We start from the raw sequence: 17,736 nt of genomic DNA, 5'->3' as shown, positions 1-17,736 counted from the left end.
ACTTCAGCGGGCTTCAGCAGTGAATGCACTAAACTGGGGAACGGCTATCAAGCCACCCCTAAAGCGCTCCCTAATTTCCCCAATTCTTTATCTGATTTAGCGGCAAGCAAAACCAATGACACGCCTGATTTGAACGCTTCCACTCAATTGCAAAACATCACGAGAGAATAGGGTCATAACCCCTTCGTCTCTCAAACCCATAACGGCGCGATGCATTTGATTGGCGTGCAAGCGGGTTACAAACAATTCTTTGGCGGAAAGAAAACTTGGGGTGCAAGGGATTATGGCTTTTTAGACGATAACCACGCTTATATCAAGTTTAGTTTTTTCAATCCCGCTTCTGATGTTTTCCCTTATGGGGTGGGAGCGGGTGCACTCTATAACTTTACCAACGATAAAGCCACTCAAAACAACAAGATTTCTTTTGCGGTATCGCAATAGCTAGCGCTCCATGGCTTAACGCTCAATCCATGCATTCAGCGGCTTTTAACCATTTCTATAACGCCAAGTGGATGCGGCGGATTTTCCGTTTTTATCCAACTCGGGCTTGAGGGTGAATCCCGCCAAAAATAAGGAAAAAGCGATCATGCAACACAACATGGCATTGAACTGGGCGTGAAAATCCCCGCGATCAACACGAGCCACTATTCTTTATAAGGCACTCCATTGCAATACCGCTAGGCTTTAAAGCATCTATTGAATTATGTGTTTGCGTATTGGATATTGAAAAATGCTTTTAGAGCATTTTTAAAATAAAATAGCAAAGGGCTTGCGTAAGTAAGCGATGCAACTTTTTTGATATAACTAAAGAAGAAATCTCTAGCCTGTTGAAAAAAAGATGCTTGGTATCATAAAAAATAAAAGGGAAAAATAAAAAGCTTTTCTAGGAAGATAACACAAACTAGCGAAATATATCATTGAAAGCATTACAATTTGTAGCCCAAAAATTACTAGTAAAACAATAATATTTAAAAATGCTTCTCCATTCAAAATGCTGCCAAACTCATATTTATTCCAAATATCCTGCATGAGTGCGAAAATTTTTGTCGCATGAGTGACTATATTCTTATTGTTAATCTTTTGCGAAACATCTTGCACATTGAGTTGTTGTTGTAAGGATTTGACATCTTCGTCTATAGCTATTCCTAATAGATTGGCTAGAGCTTCTACAATTTCAACTACAATCTTATGCATTTTATTATCACTATGTATGTGAATAGTGGTAAAAAGATAAAAATTCAAAGAAAAAATAATTGTTGCAAAAGTTTTGGCTTCAAATAAATCATTACTTTGAAATCTCTTAAAAGCATAAAGAGTGATCAATAACACCCCTAAAATCCCTAACAAAATCCATGAGTTTAATCCGCTTTTAAACATCCAAAATCTTTTTTCCTACACTTCTAGTAGGAAACCCATAAGCGTCTAATTTAGCTTTGTGTGGCAAAAAGTTTTTTGATGGCATAAAGATAATCTTTTATTAAAGGGCTTTTACAGACAGCTCATTTTTGAATTTTTTTATAAGTGTTTTTAGGAGTTAAAGATTCTTTATCTAACCATTTTATTTCTTTAAGTTGTTGGTTAAGTTCTTTTTCATTTGTAGGGGGCGTGAATTTTTCTTTTTCCCAATGTGTTTTTTCTAATAAACTTTTTAGATCATTTAAATGATCAGATAGAGTTTTTTCTCTTTTTTTCAAGCTTTCTATTTGAGAAGTTGCACTGCCTAAAACCTTATAAAAATCATTTTCATGCCTAAAACTCTTATTGTTTCTAGCCTGTGTTTCTAGCGTATCTAACTCTGTCTCTATATTTTTAATCGCCTTATGAATATTGGGCGTGTTAGAATATTGCAATTCGCCTTTTGAGTTAGCAAACAAATAATCTTTAAATGTTTCTCTTAGTGTGTGGTAAAACTCTTTAGAGCTATCTTTAGAATGAAAGCGTAGTTGCTTATGGGTAATTTTGTTAGTTTTGTTGATAATCACATGTGCATGCGGATTGTTTTGGTGTGCATGGAGTTTTATTATAAAAGGATAATCATAACCTATCGTATTAGTGAGTGTTTGATACACGCTTAATTCCAAAGCTTTTAAATTTTTTTCATTACAATTTTCATCAATGCTAAACACTAAATATAAAGTGCAATTTTTAATACGACTCTTATTTTCTAATAGTTTTTCAAATTGCTCATTCCATTGCTCTGCTGTATCACCATAATCAACTTCAGTAAAAAATTCATCTCTCACTAGTTCACCATTGCTCATGAAATATACACCCTATCAAAACAGGCAATAGCGTAAAGCTATAGACAACAAGCATTGGGGGTAGAAGAAAAATTAAAAACAAACCTTTAAAAATATTAAAAATCTTATATTCGTATTTAATAATATCTTTCATTTCAGCCCAAACTGCCTTGCCATGACTATCCATATTGTGCCCATTAAAAAATAAGTAGACCGTCAAAAATAGTGGAAATAATGCACAAAAGAAAGAAACCTTAAAAAAACCGCTTTGAAAAAAATCATAGACGATGAGGGTTTGTTAGAAAACATCTTTAATTTAGCCAAATACAGATGAGTGTCAATAGATGAATGTTTATCATTTGACTTTAAGCGATACCAACATCGTTATAGAAAAAAGATATTAAACATTTACATATTAGCGTTTGCCCGCCCAATGGCTCTGTGCATGTGTCTTGCCTCCTAGCTTTAAGCGATGAGGGCCTTAAGCTTTCTTTGATTAAAAGGCTTCCTTGGATAAAAGAACAGCAACAAAACTTTTTAAACCAAAACAGACAGAGCCAAAGAGAAATGCCAGAAAGAGAAAGCCATTATCTTTTTGGAAAACGCTATTTGTTAAAAATTGAACACACTCAAAAAAACCCCTTTGTCCTCCAAAGCCCCACGCATTTAATCTTGCATGCCCATCAAAATACAAGTTTAGAAAATCGCTTAAAAGCGCTAGAAAAATATTACAGACAAGTTTTAAGAGAAAAAATACAAACTTGCATCAACCAATACGAAAAAGTTTTAAACGAAAGTATACAAAGCTTTAAAATCCAAAAAATGAAACGGATATGGGGGAGTTGCAATACTCTTAAACGCACCTTACTTTTTAATTTGGAATTAGTTAAAGCCGCTAGTGAAGGCATTGAATATGTGGTTGTGCATGAATTATTGCATTTAAAAGCGCACCACCATAACGAATATCTTAGAGATTTGTTGAGTTTGTATTTACCCAATTGGCAAAGGGCTAAGGCTAGCCTCAAAGAGACTTATTTGGAGCGTTCTTAAACAAAATGTTTAATTAACTTCAAGCACCCAATCTTTAGGGGCTTTTTGTTCGCCTTGTTGGATGGATAAAAGCAAATCATAGAGTCGCTTAGTAACATGACCTGGCGTTTCAAAAAAATAAGACTTGTTGTGGTGCACAATTTCTTTAATAGGCGTGATGATCGCAGCTGTCCCGCACGCTCCAGCTTCTTTAAACACATCTAATTTATCAATCAAAATTTCTTTTTCTTCCACTTTCAAACCCAAATATTCTTGAGCCAAAAACATCAAGCTTTTTCTGGTAATGCTTGGTAGAACGCTCGGCGAATGCGGAGTGATAAAAGTATTATCATGCGTGATGCCAAAAAAATTCGCCGCCCCCACTTCTTCAATTTTAGTGTGCGTGGTAGGGTCTAAATAAATGCAATCATCATAGCCTTGCTCTAGGGCCATTTTATGGGCCAATAAGCTTGCAGCATAATTCCCCCCCACTTTCACCCCCCCTGTGCCTTTAGGCGCGGCTCTATCAAAAGTCGTGGTGATAAATCTCGCCCCCCCTTTTTCTATACCCCCCTTAAAATACGCCCCCACAGGCACACAAAATACGATAAAAAGGTATTCATTGGCCGGCTTTACCCCCAAATTATCCCCTACGCCTATGACAAAAGGGCGCAAATACAAACTCGCCCCGCTTTTGTAAGGAGCGAGCCATTTCATGTTTGCTTTGATCGCTTCAGTGCATGCCCTTAAAAACAACTCTTCGCTCACTTTTGGCATGAGCAATCTTTCGCATGAAGTTTGCAAGCGTTTGGCGTTTTCTAAAGGGCGAAAGAGTAGGGCTTTTCCATCTTGAGAGCGATACGCTTTCAAGCCTTCAAAACAAGCCTGCCCATAATGCAAGACCGGAGAGCCTTCACTAATCTGTAACACATTTTCGCTGACTAACTCGCCCTGTGACCAAGAGCCGTTTTTATAAGTAGCGATGAAGCGAAAATCCGTTTTAATGTAGCTAAAGCCCAGATTTTTCCAGTCCAAATTTTCTAAATTTGCCATTTTGCACCTTTAACAGTTTTAGATGCGATTGTATCTAAAAGGGGTTAAAAATCCCTCAAATATTAACGCTCAAAGTAACTCCATTTAATTTAAAATGGGGTTTTAGTTACTTTATTTTAAAACCTAATTCTCTTAAGGGGATAGGGGGCGTTTTGAAATAACTCTCCCCCTTAACCCCCTTAAAAAGCCCTAATCCGAGAATACCGCTTCTTTAATTAAGCTATCACTTGACTAGCGTCAAGTTCTTTTGTTTGTTGTAAAAAATGCTAAAAGCATTTTTTAAGATTTTGCGATCAGCATTCCATGAAAATACAACTAATTAAAAATCTCTCAAATAGCTGACTTGGAATGCATACACTCTGCGCACATCCGCTTGTAAGGTATATCCTTTTTCATTTGTAATGGAAAAAAGCCGGTGCGTAATGGTGGGCACTTTAATCCCTAATTCTAGGCTATTGTATTTAGCGATATGGGTGCGGATCCCAAACTTCCATAAAAATTGGAAATTGGCCGGACTATAGCTAGAATTGCTATGGTGCTTTGCATAGCTTGCAATCTCTTTACTGATAGTCGTTGCCCAACTATCCCCAGCTACTTGGATTCCTACCACAAAGCCAAAAACCATGTTCTCTTTATTCACAAAATTCCACAGCGTATCCAATCCTGCACCATAAGTGAATAAATTGACATAATATTGCCCTCGATAGGAATCCCTTTCGGTTAAAGTCGTCCCACCAAAACTAAAACTATTATAAATAAACCCGCTAGCACCAACCGGAATACCCTTTGTCATCACGCCAAAACGATCATGCGTGTAGTCAAAAAACCCATAATAACGCATGCCAAACCACTTTTTCTTGCCAAAAAATTGCTTGTAACCCACTTGAGCACCCGCTCCTGCAAAAGGCGGAAACTTCATTAAAGGCTTTTGGACGCCAAGTTCATTCACCATTTTAGTTTGATTTTGTATCATACCGACTTGGTAATTAGCCCCTACAAACGCAGCGTTCTCTTCAGCGCTCGCTGCAACGCTCAAAGCTCCTAATAACACAACTCTTTTTAACATTCAGTCTTTTCCCTTTGTTCTTTCTATAATTAGCTTAATACCACAAAGTATTACTTATAGTGGAATAATAATATATTTTTTCTTAAACTCAATTAAAAAACTAACCTTTTAGATCATTCCAACGCTTTGCAATAAACGCGCTTGTTTCTAGCGGCACTCTTAAAGCATACACTTCATTGTTGAGAATGCGTTGGATTTCTTGCTGCAACTCTAGGGCGTTTTTTTCTTCAATCTCAAAAATCAATTCGTCATGCACTTGTAAAAGCAGCCTCACTGAAGAATCATTTTTAAAACGCTCGCTCACTTTGAGCATGCCCAGTTTCAATAAATCGCTCGCACTCCCTTGAAAGATCGCATTCACGCCCTCTCGCAAATAATTACCCTTAACATAATCATTAACGCCATTAAAGTCAAACACCCTATAACGCCCAAGCAAAGTGAAAGCTTTAGAAGTTTTTAAAATCTCTTCTTGCATGTTATTTAAATAATCTTTGATGCTAGGGAATCGTTTGAAATACGCTTCTATATAGCTTTTAGCCTCGTTTAAAGGGATATTTAAAGTTTCGCTCAATTTCTTACTCCCCATGCCATACACAAGCCCAAAATTAATGCTTTTAGCGATCGATCGTTTTTCTTTAGCTGAATTTTCGCCAAACAACGCCCTAGAAGTTTCTAAATGGATGTCTCGCCCCTTTAAAAACGCCTCCATTAAATCCTTATCCTGGCTAAAATGGGCTAACAAACGCAATTCAATCTGCGAATAATCCACCCCTAACAAACAATATTCTTTGGAGCTAGAAATAAAGCCCTTACGAATGAGTAAGCCTTTAGAAGATCGCACTGGGATATTTTGCAAATTAGGCGAATGCGAGCTTAAACGCCCCGTAGCTGTGCCGGTTTGAATGAAAGTGGTATGGATTTTATCGTCTTTGTCTTTTAGGCGTAACAAGGGGGTGATATAAGTGTTAGAAAGCTTGTTCAATTCTCTGTATTCTAAAATCAAAGGGATGCTTGGGTGCTTATCCATAATCTTTAATAAGTTTTTTTCATCGGTGGAGTGGCTTTTATTTTTAGGAAGGTTTAATTTTTCATACAAAACTCCACTGAGTTGTTTGGGCGAATTGAGGTTAAAATCCTCGCCGATTAAATCCAAAATTTGACGCTCTAAAACTTTTAATTCATCTTTAAACTCCTGCTCTAAGCGCTTAAAATAAGGTGCATCAATTTTAAAGCCTTGAAATTCCATATTCATTAAGACTTTCATAAACGGCATTTCAATCTCTTTAGCTAAAGAAAGTAAATCCTCTTCTAGCCCCTCTTTTTCAAAATACTCGCACAAACGCTTTAAAGCGTTTAATTCCACATTCAAGCACTCTAACTTTTCCGCCTTGCTTTTTGTCTTAAAATCTTTGATCTTTTCATGCAAAATTAAATCTTCTTTTAAATATTCCTTTAAAACCTCATCAAACCCAACTTTTTCTGGATTTTTCAAAAACGCTAAAATTTGAGTGTCTTGGATATGAATGTTTTCCAAAGAAACCTGATATTTGGCTTTTAAAAAGCTTAACAAGGGTTTTAAATCATGCCCTATGATGCACGCGTGCTGTAACATTTTAGAAAAAGCGTTTTGCAAAAACTCTAAAGAAAAGGGCGAAAATAACGCTTCTTCTAGGGGTAAAAAATAGCCTTGACATTCAAATAAAAACGCTAGGGCTAGAATTTCTTTTTCTTTATTCAGCACCAAACGCGCAAAAACCCTTGCACTAGAATTTTCTAATTTTTCTAAAAACGCGCTAAATGGTGCGGTATTTTCTAAAATGATCATGCTTGATTTTGTAGGAGCGCTGTCTAATAGAGGGGTTTCATCTAAAATTAAAGGCATAGGGGTATTTTCTAAATCCCTTAAAGTAGAAATAAAGCCATATTCTTTCAATTCATCTTTAATTTTCCATAAAGGGTTTTCACTAGGAAAAGCGCAACTTAAAAAATCAAATTCTTTAATACACTCTCTCTCTAAAGTGGCTAATTCTTTACTTAAAAACGCGCTCTCTTTATCATGTATAAGGGCTTGATACATTTTAGGGCTGAGTAAATTTTTCGCTAGATCTAAATTGTTATAGATTTTTTCCAAACTCCCTAATTGTTGCAACAATTCTTTAGCGTTCTTGCTCCCAATGCCTTTAACCCCCTTATAATTATCGCTGCTATCCCCTACAATGCCTTGATAATCAGTGAATTGACTGGGCAAAATCCCGTATTTTTCCACGCAATCTTTTGCTAAAAACTCCGTTTTACCATCAAAAAGCGCGATTTTATCGTTCAAAAGCTGGTTAAAATCCTTGTCTTTAGAATAAATGCGGGTTTTATAAGGGCTTAGCGTGGCTAAACTGGCGATAACATCATCAGCTTCAAACCCACTCACTTCCACGCAAGTAAAACCCATTTTTTGCAACCATTCTAATGCGATAGGGATTTGTAAAAGCATTTCTTTAGGGGCGTCTTTACGATTTTGTTTGTATTCGCCCAGTTTTTCAGATCGTTTCGTTTTAGTTTGGCTTTCTAGGGCAAACACGATAAAAGGCATGTTTTTTCTGTCTTTATAAAATTTTTTAATCATGCCCACAAGCCCCATTAAAAGCCCTGTTGGAAAGCCCTTATCGTTGGTTAAAGGCTTCGTTTTAGCACTCATGTAATAGCTTCTAAACAAATACGCAAAAGTATCAATTAAAGCTAAAGTCCCTTCTTTAGTGATTGGCTGTTCCATTGAATCTCTCTTAAATCAAGCAAATTTCAAATTTAATTGTAACACAAGCTTGCACCCCTAAATCCAATCTTAAACTTTTACGCTATAATTCTCTCACTTTTTCATTAAGGGATTTTATGCAAGATCGATTCGCTCAAAGTTACCCCCCCCCAATCAGCAATAAAAGATCACGCACCCAATAATGAAGAAATAGAGCTCCCCACTTACATCACAAGCCATTTAAAAAAAGAGCTTAGAGATTATCAAAAGCAAGCGATACATAATTATTTAGAAAGAAAACAATCTAACCCAACTCAAAAGCATTTCATGTTTGAAATGGCAACCGGTAGCGGTAAGACTTTAGTGATGGCAGGTTTGATTTTAGAATGCTATAAGAAAGGCTATCAAAACTTTATCTTTTTTGTGAATAGTGCAAGCATTTTAGAAAAAACCAAATTGAATTTTATAGACAGCGTCTCATCAAAATACCTTTTTAGTGAAAATATCAATATCAACGATAAAAGCGTAGAAATTAAAAGCATCAATCATTTAAACGAGAGCAATGATAGCGCTATCAGCATCTATTTTAGCACCATTCAGGGCTTGTTTTCATTATTCACCAAGGCTAAAGAAAACGCTATCACAATAGAGGATTTAAAAGATCAAAAATTAGTTTTTTTAGCGGATGAAGTGCACCATTTAAACACAGAGACCAAAAAGAAATTAAATGATACTGAGTCTAGTGAAAAACGCAATTGGGAAAGCGTCGTGAAATTAGCCCTAGAACAAAACAAAGACAATTTATTGCTGGAATTTAGCGCCACTATCCCTAAAGAAAAAAGCGTTGAAGAAAAATATAAAAACCTGAAGATGATAACTTACACCTTAAAAGAATTTAGCAAGGATAAATTTTGTAAAAATATCTACTCGCTCTCTTATGAAAGTAAAACGTTAGAAACACGATTTTTAGGGGCATGCGTTTCAAGTTTATATAAAGAATTGTTAGCCCAACACCACAATATTGAAAACTTTAAACCTTGTATTTTGTTTAAAAGCGAAAGGATTAGCGAGAGCGAAGACAATCAAAAGCGTTTCAACGCCTTTTTAAAGAATCTAAGCCATTTAGATTTAGAAGATTTTTTCAAATACAGCCACAACGCCTTTTTTAAAAACGCTAAAAACTTTTTTGATGCAAAAAACCACACCGCTAACCTTGCCGCATTCTTACAAACGAAATTCAAAGAAAGCACCCAGATTAACACCAATAATGAAAAAGAATTAGAAAAGAGCATGCTTTTATTGAACTCATTAGAAGACAGAGACAACCCTAAAAGGGTGATTTTTAGCGTGGATAAACTCAATGAGGGGTGGGATGTGCTGAACTTGTTTGATATCGTCAGGCTTAAAAATAAAGCAAATCAAAAAGACACCACCAAAGACGCCCAACTCATAGGGCGAGGGGCTAGGTATTACCCCTTTAGTTACAACGATTTTAAACCAAGCCGCATAGAGTTTTACCAACGCAAATTTGACCTCTCCGACCCCTTAAGCGCGCTAGAGAGATTAGACTACCATGCTATTTATGACAGCGAGTTTATCGCCAAATTAAAAAAAGAGTTACAAACTTCAGGTTTAGGATTTGCAAATGAAAAACAGACTATCCCTTTAAAACCCACCAAACATTTCAAATGCTACTATGCGAGCAATAAAAAGATAAAAATAAAAAACCTATTTAAAGACTATACAGGTCCTGTTAAAGTCAAACTCGAAAGTTTGCATATCCCCTTATTTGCCTTTGGCGTTCGTGAAAAGAAAGTGGATTTTAAAGAAGATAAAGGCGATAAAACTTATCATAAGACCCACAAATTAGATAAAATCCCCATAAACTATTTTTTAAAAGCCCTGAATTTAAAAAACCTGGATTTTAAAACGCTTAAAAAGGCTTTTAAAAAACATGCCTTCAACAATAAAGTAGAATTTATAGAGCGGTATATCTCTCAATTAAAAACAAACTTTCATAAAAACCAAAAGTTTGATGACAACAAAATACTTTTAGAACTCGCTGTTTATATCATTGAAAACCTAAAAGACACGCTTTTAAAAGAACAAGATAAACCCTTCGTGAGCGAATTAGAATTAAAAGAATTTGAAACGCATAACAAAAGCCTTAGCGCTAACGAATTTGAAAAAAACCCTTATGAATGGCTGCTTTTTAAGGACATGAGAAAGCTAGACAGCGAAACTGAAAGGGATTTTCTAATTTTTATCAACGACCATAGAGAGATTTTAGACAAGAAATTCAAAGAGTGGTGCATCTTAAGAAATGACCATTTTACTGAACTAAAAGTTTTTTGCAACATAGAAGGCCCTTATTACGGGCAAGGCTTTGAGCCTGATTTTATCCTTTTTGCTCAAACGCACGAAGATGAATTTTTAGGTTTCACTTGTTATATGGAAGTTAAGGGCGAACATTTAGAGCATTCTAACGCTTGGAAAGAAGAATTTTTAGAAATGCTAGAAAAGGCCACGCTTAAAAGCCACAATAAAAAGCTCCATTTAAAAGGCTTGCCCTTTTTCACGCTCCATAATGGCGTCGTAAAAGACGGATTTGTAACCGCCTTCAATCAAACTTTCAAGGACTCCCCATGTTAAAAAACCTACTAGACACTTTAATCCATCGTTTCACTAAAGAACGCTTAGCGACCTTAATCATACAGCATGATGAAAAGCTTTTAACCTTCATGCTTGAGAATGAAAACGCTAACGACTACAAAAAACACTTTTTTAAAACTATCGCCAACTCGCTTGTATTTGATGAAAAGGCGTTATTAGAATGTTTAGAAACAAGAGAATTAGAAAACTCTTTCACACGATTTAAAAATCAAATAGGTTTATTTTCACAAGGGCGTTTGATAAAATGCAGCGAACTGGTCGTCTTGAATTTCCCTTTTAAAGACAATGTTTTACTAGGCAACGCTAAAGACAACGCCACCAAATCTAACGAGCTTTTTTACCATGAAATACTGCATAAAAACGAAATTGACACGCTTTTAAGTCCAAAAGTGTTGTGCCATTTTGAAATGCATGGGAAAGGCGATTTAGAAAACGCTTTAAAAGAGAAAAACACGAACTACCTTATCAAAGGCAATAACTTAATCGCTCTCCATTCTTTAAAAAAGAAATTCGCTAAAAAAGTTAAATGCATCTACATTGACCCCCCTTATAATACCGGTAACGACAGCTTTAATTACAACGATAATTTTAACCACAGCTCTTGGCTGGTGTTTATGAAAAACAGGCTTGAAGCGGCTAGGGAGTTTTTAAGTGATAATGGCGTGATTTTTGTGCAATGCGACGATAACGAACAGGCTTATTTAAAAGTTTTAATGGATGAAGTGTTTGGCAGGGAGAATTTTGTGGCGAATTTGCATGTAGAATTATCAACAACGCAAGGCATGAAAGTGGCTTCGGCTAAAAAAGGAAATATTGTTAAAAATGCCGAATATATTTTAATTTATTCAAAAAATATGGAGAATTTTAGTTTTATCCGTTCTCTTTATGTGGCTAAAGAATGGGATGAACACTATTCGATCTATATAGATCCTAAAACTAAAAAACGAGAAACACTATTAAATTTCTTAAAAAGTAAGTATGAGAATATAACAAAAGACAAAATCGTGGCTCTTTACAATGATGATAAAGACTTTAGAGATTTTGTCCATAAAAATGCGAATAATATTTACAGAGATAATAATGCTGAGATTAATTTTAATTTCACGCAAGAACAAGAAAGCAATCTTAATAGTGGAGAGATTGTAGAATATAATCAATATTTAATATTTAAAACTTCAAATAATATTATAAGACAACTTCTTAAATTAAGTGATGCTATTGGCGAAACTGATGATTTTGACGCAAAAATTGGATTAAGAAAAATAAGGGGAGATTGGTGGGGAGGCTTTTATAAAGATATGATGAATATCAATAAAGAAGCAAATTTAGTATGGAAAGCTGGCAAAAAACCCGAACGACTTATTAAAGATATTTTAGAAATTTCCACCCAAGAAAACGACCTCGTGTTAGACTTTTTTGCCGGGAGCGGGACGACTTGCGCGGTGGCACACAAAATGAAACGCCGCTACATTGGCATCGAGCAAATGGACTATATAGAAAATATCACCAAAGCAAGGTTAAAAAAAGTCATAGAGGGCGAGCAAGGGGGCATTTCTAAAAAATGCGATTTTAAAGGGGGTGGGAGTTTTGTCTATGCTGAATTAAAAGAAGTGAATTTAGAGGTTAAAAGACAAATCCTTAACGCTAAAAACACCAACGAATGCTTAAAAATCTTTAACACTCTAAACGCGCGCATTTTAAAACGTGCAGATTATGAGATCGATCACATCCATAGCGAAGAATTCCAACATTTAGCTTTAAAAGAGCAGCAAGAGATTTGTTGCAAGCTTTTGGATTCTAACGAAGATTATTTAAACTTGGGCGATATTAACGAAGACGCATGGGGGATAGATGAGATCACTAAAAAATACAATGGAATTTTTTATCAAAACAAACCTTAATCAAAAGAGTTTTAACAAAAGCTAACAAGCGATGGGTTTTAAAAAGCGCTATTGAAAGTTAGGGGATTTTTAGTTAGGGGTTGTAGGGGATTTCAAAACGCCCCCTATCCCCTTAAGAAAATGAGTTTTAAACAAATTTTAAAAAGCAGTTAAAAGATTTTCTTTTTAACCTCTCTATAAAATTAGAACATTTTGAAATAAAAACCAACTCAAGGCGTTGTCAAATAGATTTTCATTTTTTGGTTGTCTAAAACAAGCGTGCCCTTGCCTTTAGTGATCATAAAAGTGCCCTTAAAATTCTCCATGAACGCCAATTCAAACGCCATCAACTGATCGTCTCTGCACACTTTTCTGGTGATCGCACTATCTCCAATTTCAATGCGTTTGCTGTCTTGCCATGCATAGCTAGCAAAATACCGGTTGCAATAGCCTCTCCCATAAATGCGGTTTTCCTTTTGGTCAAACACAAACTCTCCCATAGAGTTTTTAGGCTTTGGCTTCTTTTTAAAAAGCTCATACCAATGCTTTCTTTTTTCTTTTCTCTCTTGCTCTTTATTTGCGGCTGCTGTCTTGTCTTCAGGCGTATCCAAAGAAGAGTCTTGTTCTTCATGCTCTCTAAAAGCGCTATCGGCGAGCATGGTTTCAATATCATACACTTGATGGTTCATCTCCACTTTTTGGATATGCCAATCATCGCTAGAAAGCTTTTTGTTAAACACTCTTAAAAAAAAGCACCCCGAAAAAACACACGCTATCAAAACGCTCATTCCAACCAATCGCAAATTCAAAATCATGACTCCTTACTTTTTTAATGGGTTTTGCTCTTCAAGCGCTTTTTTAATCAAAGAGATCGCTTCTTGCACCGCTTGCACGCTCACATGCTGAAGGGATTGTATCGCGCTTTCTTGAAAATTTTGATTGTTATCTTTGCTCGCATGGGCATTTTTGTTTTCCAAACTGGAAATATTTTCATGCTTGATGATGATCCCTGATTGGGATTTGCCTTTCACGCTAATATCATACCCTAGTGCAAACTCTGCCCTATAAGCGCCATTCCCCTCTTCTAAAAGAGAAAACGATAAAATCGTAAAACGCACCGCATAAGTTGGCACGCCAACGCCATAAGGGGGCAAAGCCACGCTCAAGCACGCTTTTTCAGCCTCTTGCATGAACATGGTTTTTAGCATGTTGCGAGGCAAATCTATCCATTTTTGGCGCTTTTTGTAAGTGATTTGCCCGTCTTGTGTTTTAACCACAATCTCTTTAGTGTTGAACAAATCCGCGCTCAAAATGCTAACCAACCACACTTCAGCCAAAGGTTTAGCGCACTGGGATTTTTCAAAAGAACTTGCATTCAAATCATAGGTTTTAATCTCTGGCAGCACTTGTTTTAAATTGATACTCAAGCAACCCTGAAGCAACAAAGCTAATGCCGACGAAAGCGAAAAAATTTTGACACTAACGGCTCTCATGGTTACTTCCTTTCTCCAAAAATCGTTTTATAAGGATCGGCGTCAAATTTATCCATCAATGCAGAACCTTTTTGCACAAAATTATCAATATTCCTTAAGCTCAATTCCGCTTGCAAAATCAAAGGAGTGAACATCGCCTTAAAGTCGTATTGCCCTTCTTTTAGGCGTTTATCCACATTTAAAGCCACATCATTAGCACTAGAAACAAGATTATTAGCGTTTTTGATTAAAGAGTCAAATTGCACTTTTCTCGCGTCTAAATTGGCGATGAGATCATCCACTGAAGAAAGAATGTGCTTGACTTTCTCTATATTTTCATTATCCAGCACCCTATTGACATTGTTGATGACTTTCATCGCTTCTTTAACCATTTGGTTAGCGTCCCCGCTCAAGCGCCCTATAAACCCTTCTTTAAAGATCAAAACCCGCTCTTCTTTATCGTCACTGCTGTAAAATTCTTCATTGTGGCTTTGCTCTAAAGAGAGGTATTTTAACCCCATAAGCCCTTGCGAAGAAACCACCACTTTGGAGTCTTTACGGATCTTAACGCTGTTTTTAATCATCAAGTCCAAACGCACCACCCCCACTTTATCCTTTGCAAAACCCACTTTCACCACATTGCCCACCTGGATCCCCTTATAGCTGATAGGCGAATTCGTGGCAATGCCCCCTAAATCCTTGTCCGTATAGACCACATAGCGGTGGTATTTCCCATCATCTAATCCCACATGCCCTAGCCATAAAATAAAACCTACCATAAAAATTAAGCATAAAAAGAAGAGCCCGCCAATTAAAGTGTAATTCACATGCCTTTCCAAAATTTCTCTCCTCGCGTTGAATTGAATAAATTACCCTCATCAAGTCCTTGATTTTGGGCTTTTTTGATAAAATCTTTTAAATCTCCGTTAAATTCTAATAACCCGTCTTTAAGCATGATAAACCGATCCACGCAGTCATGCACGGAGTCCAAATCATGCGTAATCATCACCACCGTAAGCTGCAAGCTCTCTTTGAGCATCATAATCAGCTCATCAAATTTGCCCGCGCTATAAGGATCCAATCCGCTTGTAGGCTCATCTAAAAATAAAATCTCAGGATTGGTCGCCATAGCCCTAGCTAGACCCACGCGCTTTTTCATCCCCCCACTCAATTCATAGGGGTAAAGGCCGCAAGCCCTAGCGGGCAAGCCCACTTTTTCAATCCACATTTTAGAAATTTCTACAATGTTTTTTTTAGAATAAGTGCCGTATTTTTCTAGCATGATCCCCACGTTTTCTAAAACCGTAAGTGAGCTATAAAGCGCACCAAACTGGAAACAAATACCGCAACGGTTAAAAATCTTTCGTTGCTCTTCTTCTTTGATTTTCCAAATGTCTTTCCCAAAAAGCAGCACCTCCCCCTTAGTGGGGCGATTGAGTAAAACCATGCTCCTTAAAAGCGTGCTTTTACCGCTCCCTGACCCTCCTAAAACCGCCATCACTTCACCCTTATGCACGCTAAAACTCACGCCTTTATGAATAACGGTGCTCCCAAAAGCGTTATGGAGATCTTTCACTTCAATCAACGCTTGATTTTGAATAACGGCCATCATATACCCAATCGAGAAAAGACAATAGAAAAGGTGGCGTTTAAGAAGATGATCCAAAACAAGGCATTCACCACGCTAATAGTGGTCAAACGCCCCACGCTTTCAGTATCCCCCCTGACTTCAAACCCACGCATGCACCCTACTACCGCAATCGCAAACCCCCAAAAAGGCGCTTTGATAATCCCTACCCAGAAATGATTCCAAGTCACCGTGCTATGGAACCTATCCACATAGCTTGAAAAGGTTAGATCCAATTGGTATTTGACCGCGCACATGCTCCCTAAAATAGCGATCGCATCGGCAATAAACACCATTAAAGGCAGCACAATGATTAAAGCTAACACCCTAGGCAACACCAAAAACTCAAAAGGGTTAAAGCCCATGGTTTTCATCGCATCCAATTCCTCAGTGATTTTCATTACCCCAATTTGCGCGGTAAAACTGCTCGCACTCCTTCCGGCAACCACGAGGGTCAAAATAAAAGGGCCGATCTCTCTTAAAGCAAGCTTGGCTGTCATTTCAACCGTCGTTAAAGGCACGCCCATATCTTGCAATTGCAAAGCCCCTTGCAAAGTGATCGCAAAGCCTACGATAAACACCGTTAAAATGCTCACCGGCAAAACCTTAAACCCAGATTCATTGATGTGATAAACTAATGGGGTGAAGCAAAAACGCTTGGGGTTAAAAACCCCTTTAATGAAGTAGAATAAAATCATGCCACAAAAATTGAGTGCGTTTAAAAAGGTGTTGTAAGTCTCTACAATGCTTTTGCCCATTTTAGTGACCACAAGTTCGTATTTTTTGATCGTTTTTTGAGACTCAATATTTCCATCTTTTTCAAGCCAGTCCCTGACCACCTTTAAAGCGCAGGCGTTACTCTCGCTCACATTGCACAACTCAATGTTTAAAGAGCGCTCTTTAATGAGATCAAACAAGAACATGCCAAAAACAAAATCCACTTTTTGGCACCTTGAAAAATCCATTTTCAAACGCCCTTGATGGTTGGATAGGGTTTTTTTAAGCTCATCTAAAAGAAACACGCTCGTTCTAAAATCCCAATCCCCCCCTAAAATCAGCACAGAGCCAGATCCATCTTTACGCATCTCTAAAAATTCTTGTTTCTCTGTTTCCATTAAAATACATTCTCTCTATAGATTAGGTAAAATCTGTTAATCAATTTTAGTTTGTTAAAATTATTTTAGCACAATGATAAGTTAAACAATTAAACAACCTTAATAAAGGAATAACCATTCTCAAAAGTTTTAAAAAATCCGTTTATGGTTTCTTGATAGCGGAATTGATAGCTATAAGCCTTGATGCAACGCCCATCAAAAACCCCTCTAAAGCCCAATACAAAGAAGCCCATGAAAAGCTTTACAGAAGCATCATTAACCGCCAAAAACTCACGCGCCAGAAAAGCGGTTGGTATTTTTTAGGAGGTTTTGGCGCCCTAGAAGCCATTAAAGATTACCAAGGCAAGGAAGTGAAAAACTGGATCGTGACCTTCAACTTAAAAACCGGCGTGCAGAGTTTTTTTAGGAAATATATCGGCATTAGAGGGGTTTTTGCATGGGATCTTGGGGCAGGGAGGGTGAATTACCAACGCCATAAAGACCCCACCAACTCTTTTTTCACCATGCTTGCGGTGGGTTTGGATATTATTATGGAATTCCCTTTGGGGAGTTATAAGCATTATTTGGGGGCGTTTGGAGGGGCTGGGGGGGCTTTAGTTGTTTATGCAGACAGGCAGGATTTTAAATTTTTCAGGCATGCAGTGTATTCGGGCGGCTTGGTGATTGATGGAGGGGTTATGCTCACGCTTTTTTTAAGACACCGCCTTGAAGTGGGGTTTAAAATCCTACCCACTGCAAGATTGCTTTCTGATTCCCAACGCTTTGAGACTTCGCCCTTATTTTATGCGGCATACAGCTATAAGTTTTAAATTTTTAGAATAGATCCAAAGAAAACTTT

13 protein-coding genes and 5 pseudogenes are annotated in these 17,736 nt (G+C 37.0%); 7 read left to right on the top strand and 11 right to left on the bottom strand.

The window, feature by feature from the left end:
- Nucleotides 1–171: 171 nt before the first annotated feature.
- A pseudogene (locus tag DYI00_RS08925) lies at nucleotides 172–681 on the top strand (outer membrane protein); the annotation flags it as partial.
- A gap of 138 nt (nucleotides 682–819) precedes the next feature.
- Here the strand turns inward: DYI00_RS08925 and DYI00_RS06980 are convergent.
- The 3 genes and pseudogenes from DYI00_RS06980 to DYI00_RS08605 form a co-directional block, all read right to left on the bottom strand.
- The gene (locus DYI00_RS06980; protein WP_011578488.1) at nucleotides 820–1,377 is read right to left on the bottom strand and encodes a hypothetical protein; all 558 of its coding nucleotides are present in this window, start codon (nucleotides 1,375–1,377) and stop codon (nucleotides 820–822) included.
- Between the two features lie 56 nt (nucleotides 1,378–1,433).
- Nucleotides 1,434–2,267, bottom strand: a pseudogene (locus tag DYI00_RS06975) (relaxase/mobilization nuclease domain-containing protein); the annotation flags it as partial.
- A pseudogene (locus tag DYI00_RS08605) lies at nucleotides 2,257–2,490 on the bottom strand (hypothetical protein); the annotation flags it as partial. The pseudogenes DYI00_RS06975 and DYI00_RS08605, both read right to left, overlap by 11 nt.
- Here DYI00_RS08605 and DYI00_RS08785 point away from each other — a divergent pair.
- Both DYI00_RS08785 and DYI00_RS06960 read left to right on the top strand, forming a co-directional pair.
- Nucleotides 2,482–2,574 (top strand): annotated as a pseudogene (locus DYI00_RS08785) (type I restriction endonuclease subunit R); the annotation flags it as partial. The pseudogenes DYI00_RS08605 and DYI00_RS08785 sit on opposite strands and share 9 nt — an antisense overlap.
- A 10-nt stretch (nucleotides 2,575–2,584) precedes the next feature.
- Nucleotides 2,585–3,290, top strand: a pseudogene (locus DYI00_RS06960) (M48 family metallopeptidase).
- Nucleotides 3,291–3,299: 9 nt separating this feature from the next.
- On the opposite strand, the gene ilvE reads toward DYI00_RS06960, so the two are convergent.
- The 3 genes from ilvE to polA form a co-directional block, all read right to left on the bottom strand.
- Nucleotides 3,300–4,322, bottom strand: a complete 1,023-nt coding sequence (ilvE, locus tag DYI00_RS06955) for a branched-chain-amino-acid transaminase (RefSeq protein ID WP_011578496.1) — start codon at nucleotides 4,320–4,322, stop codon at nucleotides 3,300–3,302.
- 319 nt (nucleotides 4,323–4,641) lie between these two features.
- Nucleotides 4,642–5,388: an outer membrane protein gene (locus DYI00_RS06950; protein ID WP_011578497.1), complete on the bottom strand. Its 747-nt coding sequence runs from the start codon at nucleotides 5,386–5,388 to the stop codon at nucleotides 4,642–4,644.
- Nucleotides 5,389–5,488: 100 nt separating this feature from the next.
- Nucleotides 5,489–8,152, bottom strand: coding sequence for a DNA polymerase I (gene polA, locus DYI00_RS06945; protein WP_104709355.1), 2,664 nt, complete (start codon nucleotides 8,150–8,152; stop codon nucleotides 5,489–5,491).
- A 35-nt stretch (nucleotides 8,153–8,187) separates the two neighbouring features.
- On the opposite strand from polA, the gene DYI00_RS08600 reads away from it, so the two are divergent.
- From DYI00_RS08600 to DYI00_RS06935, 3 genes are read left to right on the top strand one after another with little or no spacing between them, the layout of a single operon-like run.
- Entirely contained in the window at nucleotides 8,188–8,334 is a 147-nt protein-coding gene (locus DYI00_RS08600) for a type III restriction endonuclease subunit R (RefSeq protein ID WP_233755700.1), read from the top strand.
- Nucleotides 8,264–10,783 (top strand): DEAD/DEAH box helicase family protein, encoded by a 2,520-nt coding sequence (locus DYI00_RS06940; RefSeq protein WP_324807913.1) that lies wholly within the window; start codon nucleotides 8,264–8,266, stop codon nucleotides 10,781–10,783. The genes DYI00_RS08600 and DYI00_RS06940 overlap by 71 nt, the downstream gene beginning before the upstream one ends.
- Entirely contained in the window at nucleotides 10,777–12,705 is a 1,929-nt protein-coding gene (locus tag DYI00_RS06935; RefSeq protein WP_104709356.1) for a site-specific DNA-methyltransferase, read from the top strand. The genes DYI00_RS06940 and DYI00_RS06935 overlap by 7 nt, the downstream gene beginning before the upstream one ends.
- Before the next feature lie 209 nt (nucleotides 12,706–12,914).
- Here DYI00_RS06935 and DYI00_RS06930 read toward each other — a convergent pair whose 3' ends face one another.
- Genes DYI00_RS06930 through DYI00_RS06910 form a run of 5 tightly spaced genes read right to left on the bottom strand, consistent with a single transcriptional unit; the run spans nucleotide 12,915 to nucleotide 16,898 of the window.
- Complete coding sequence (locus DYI00_RS06930; protein WP_041600300.1) at nucleotides 12,915–13,493, bottom strand: META domain-containing protein; 579 nt, start codon at nucleotides 13,491–13,493, stop codon at nucleotides 12,915–12,917.
- Nucleotides 13,494–13,505: 12 nt separating this feature from the next.
- The gene (locus DYI00_RS06925) at nucleotides 13,506–14,177 is read right to left on the bottom strand and encodes an ABC-type transport auxiliary lipoprotein family protein (RefSeq protein ID WP_104687740.1); all 672 of its coding nucleotides are present in this window, start codon (nucleotides 14,175–14,177) and stop codon (nucleotides 13,506–13,508) included.
- Nucleotides 14,178–14,179: 2 nt separating this feature from the next.
- Entirely contained in the window at nucleotides 14,180–14,995 is an 816-nt protein-coding gene (locus tag DYI00_RS06920; RefSeq protein WP_104687741.1) for an MlaD family protein, read from the bottom strand.
- Nucleotides 14,980–15,765, bottom strand: a complete 786-nt coding sequence (locus DYI00_RS06915) for an ABC transporter ATP-binding protein (protein ID WP_011578504.1) — start codon at nucleotides 15,763–15,765, stop codon at nucleotides 14,980–14,982. The genes DYI00_RS06920 and DYI00_RS06915 overlap by 16 nt, the downstream gene beginning before the upstream one ends.
- Nucleotides 15,765–16,898: an ABC transporter permease gene (locus tag DYI00_RS06910; protein ID WP_011578505.1), complete on the bottom strand. Its 1,134-nt coding sequence runs from the start codon at nucleotides 16,896–16,898 to the stop codon at nucleotides 15,765–15,767. Before DYI00_RS06910 ends, DYI00_RS06915 begins: the two co-directional genes overlap by 1 nt.
- Before the next feature lie 152 nt (nucleotides 16,899–17,050).
- Between DYI00_RS06910 and DYI00_RS06905 the strand changes: the two genes are divergently transcribed.
- Entirely contained in the window at nucleotides 17,051–17,707 is a 657-nt protein-coding gene (locus DYI00_RS06905; RefSeq protein ID WP_011578506.1) for an outer membrane beta-barrel protein, read from the top strand.
- Nucleotides 17,708–17,736: the final 29 nt, after the last annotated feature.

The sequence above is a fragment of the Helicobacter acinonychis genome (assembly GCF_900461455.1).
In the GTDB taxonomy this organism is placed as follows: Bacteria; Campylobacterota; Campylobacteria; order Campylobacterales; family Helicobacteraceae; genus Helicobacter; species Helicobacter acinonychis.
Note: the sequence above shows the minus strand (reverse complement) of the source record. Positions and strands in the feature narration are given on the sequence as shown.

Coding starts and splice junctions, on each gene's coding strand:
- DYI00_RS06980 (WP_011578488.1), bottom strand. CDS start 1,377: ATGTTTAAAAGCGGATTAAACTCATGGATTTTGTTAGGGATTTTAGGG.
- ilvE (WP_011578496.1), bottom strand. CDS start 4,322: ATGGCAAATTTAGAAAATTTGGACTGGAAAAATCTGGGCTTTAGCTAC.
- DYI00_RS06950 (WP_011578497.1), bottom strand. CDS start 5,388: ATGTTAAAAAGAGTTGTGTTATTAGGAGCTTTGAGCGTTGCAGCGAGC.
- polA (WP_104709355.1), bottom strand. CDS start 8,152: ATGGAACAGCCAATCACTAAAGAAGGGACTTTAGCTTTAATTGATACT.
- DYI00_RS06935 (WP_104709356.1), top strand. CDS start 10,777: ATGTTAAAAAACCTACTAGACACTTTAATCCATCGTTTCACTAAAGAA.
- DYI00_RS06925 (WP_104687740.1), bottom strand. CDS start 14,177: ATGAGAGCCGTTAGTGTCAAAATTTTTTCGCTTTCGTCGGCATTAGCT.
- DYI00_RS06915 (WP_011578504.1), bottom strand. CDS start 15,765: ATGGCCGTTATTCAAAATCAAGCGTTGATTGAAGTGAAAGATCTCCAT.
- DYI00_RS06910 (WP_011578505.1), bottom strand. CDS start 16,898: ATGGAAACAGAGAAACAAGAATTTTTAGAGATGCGTAAAGATGGATCT.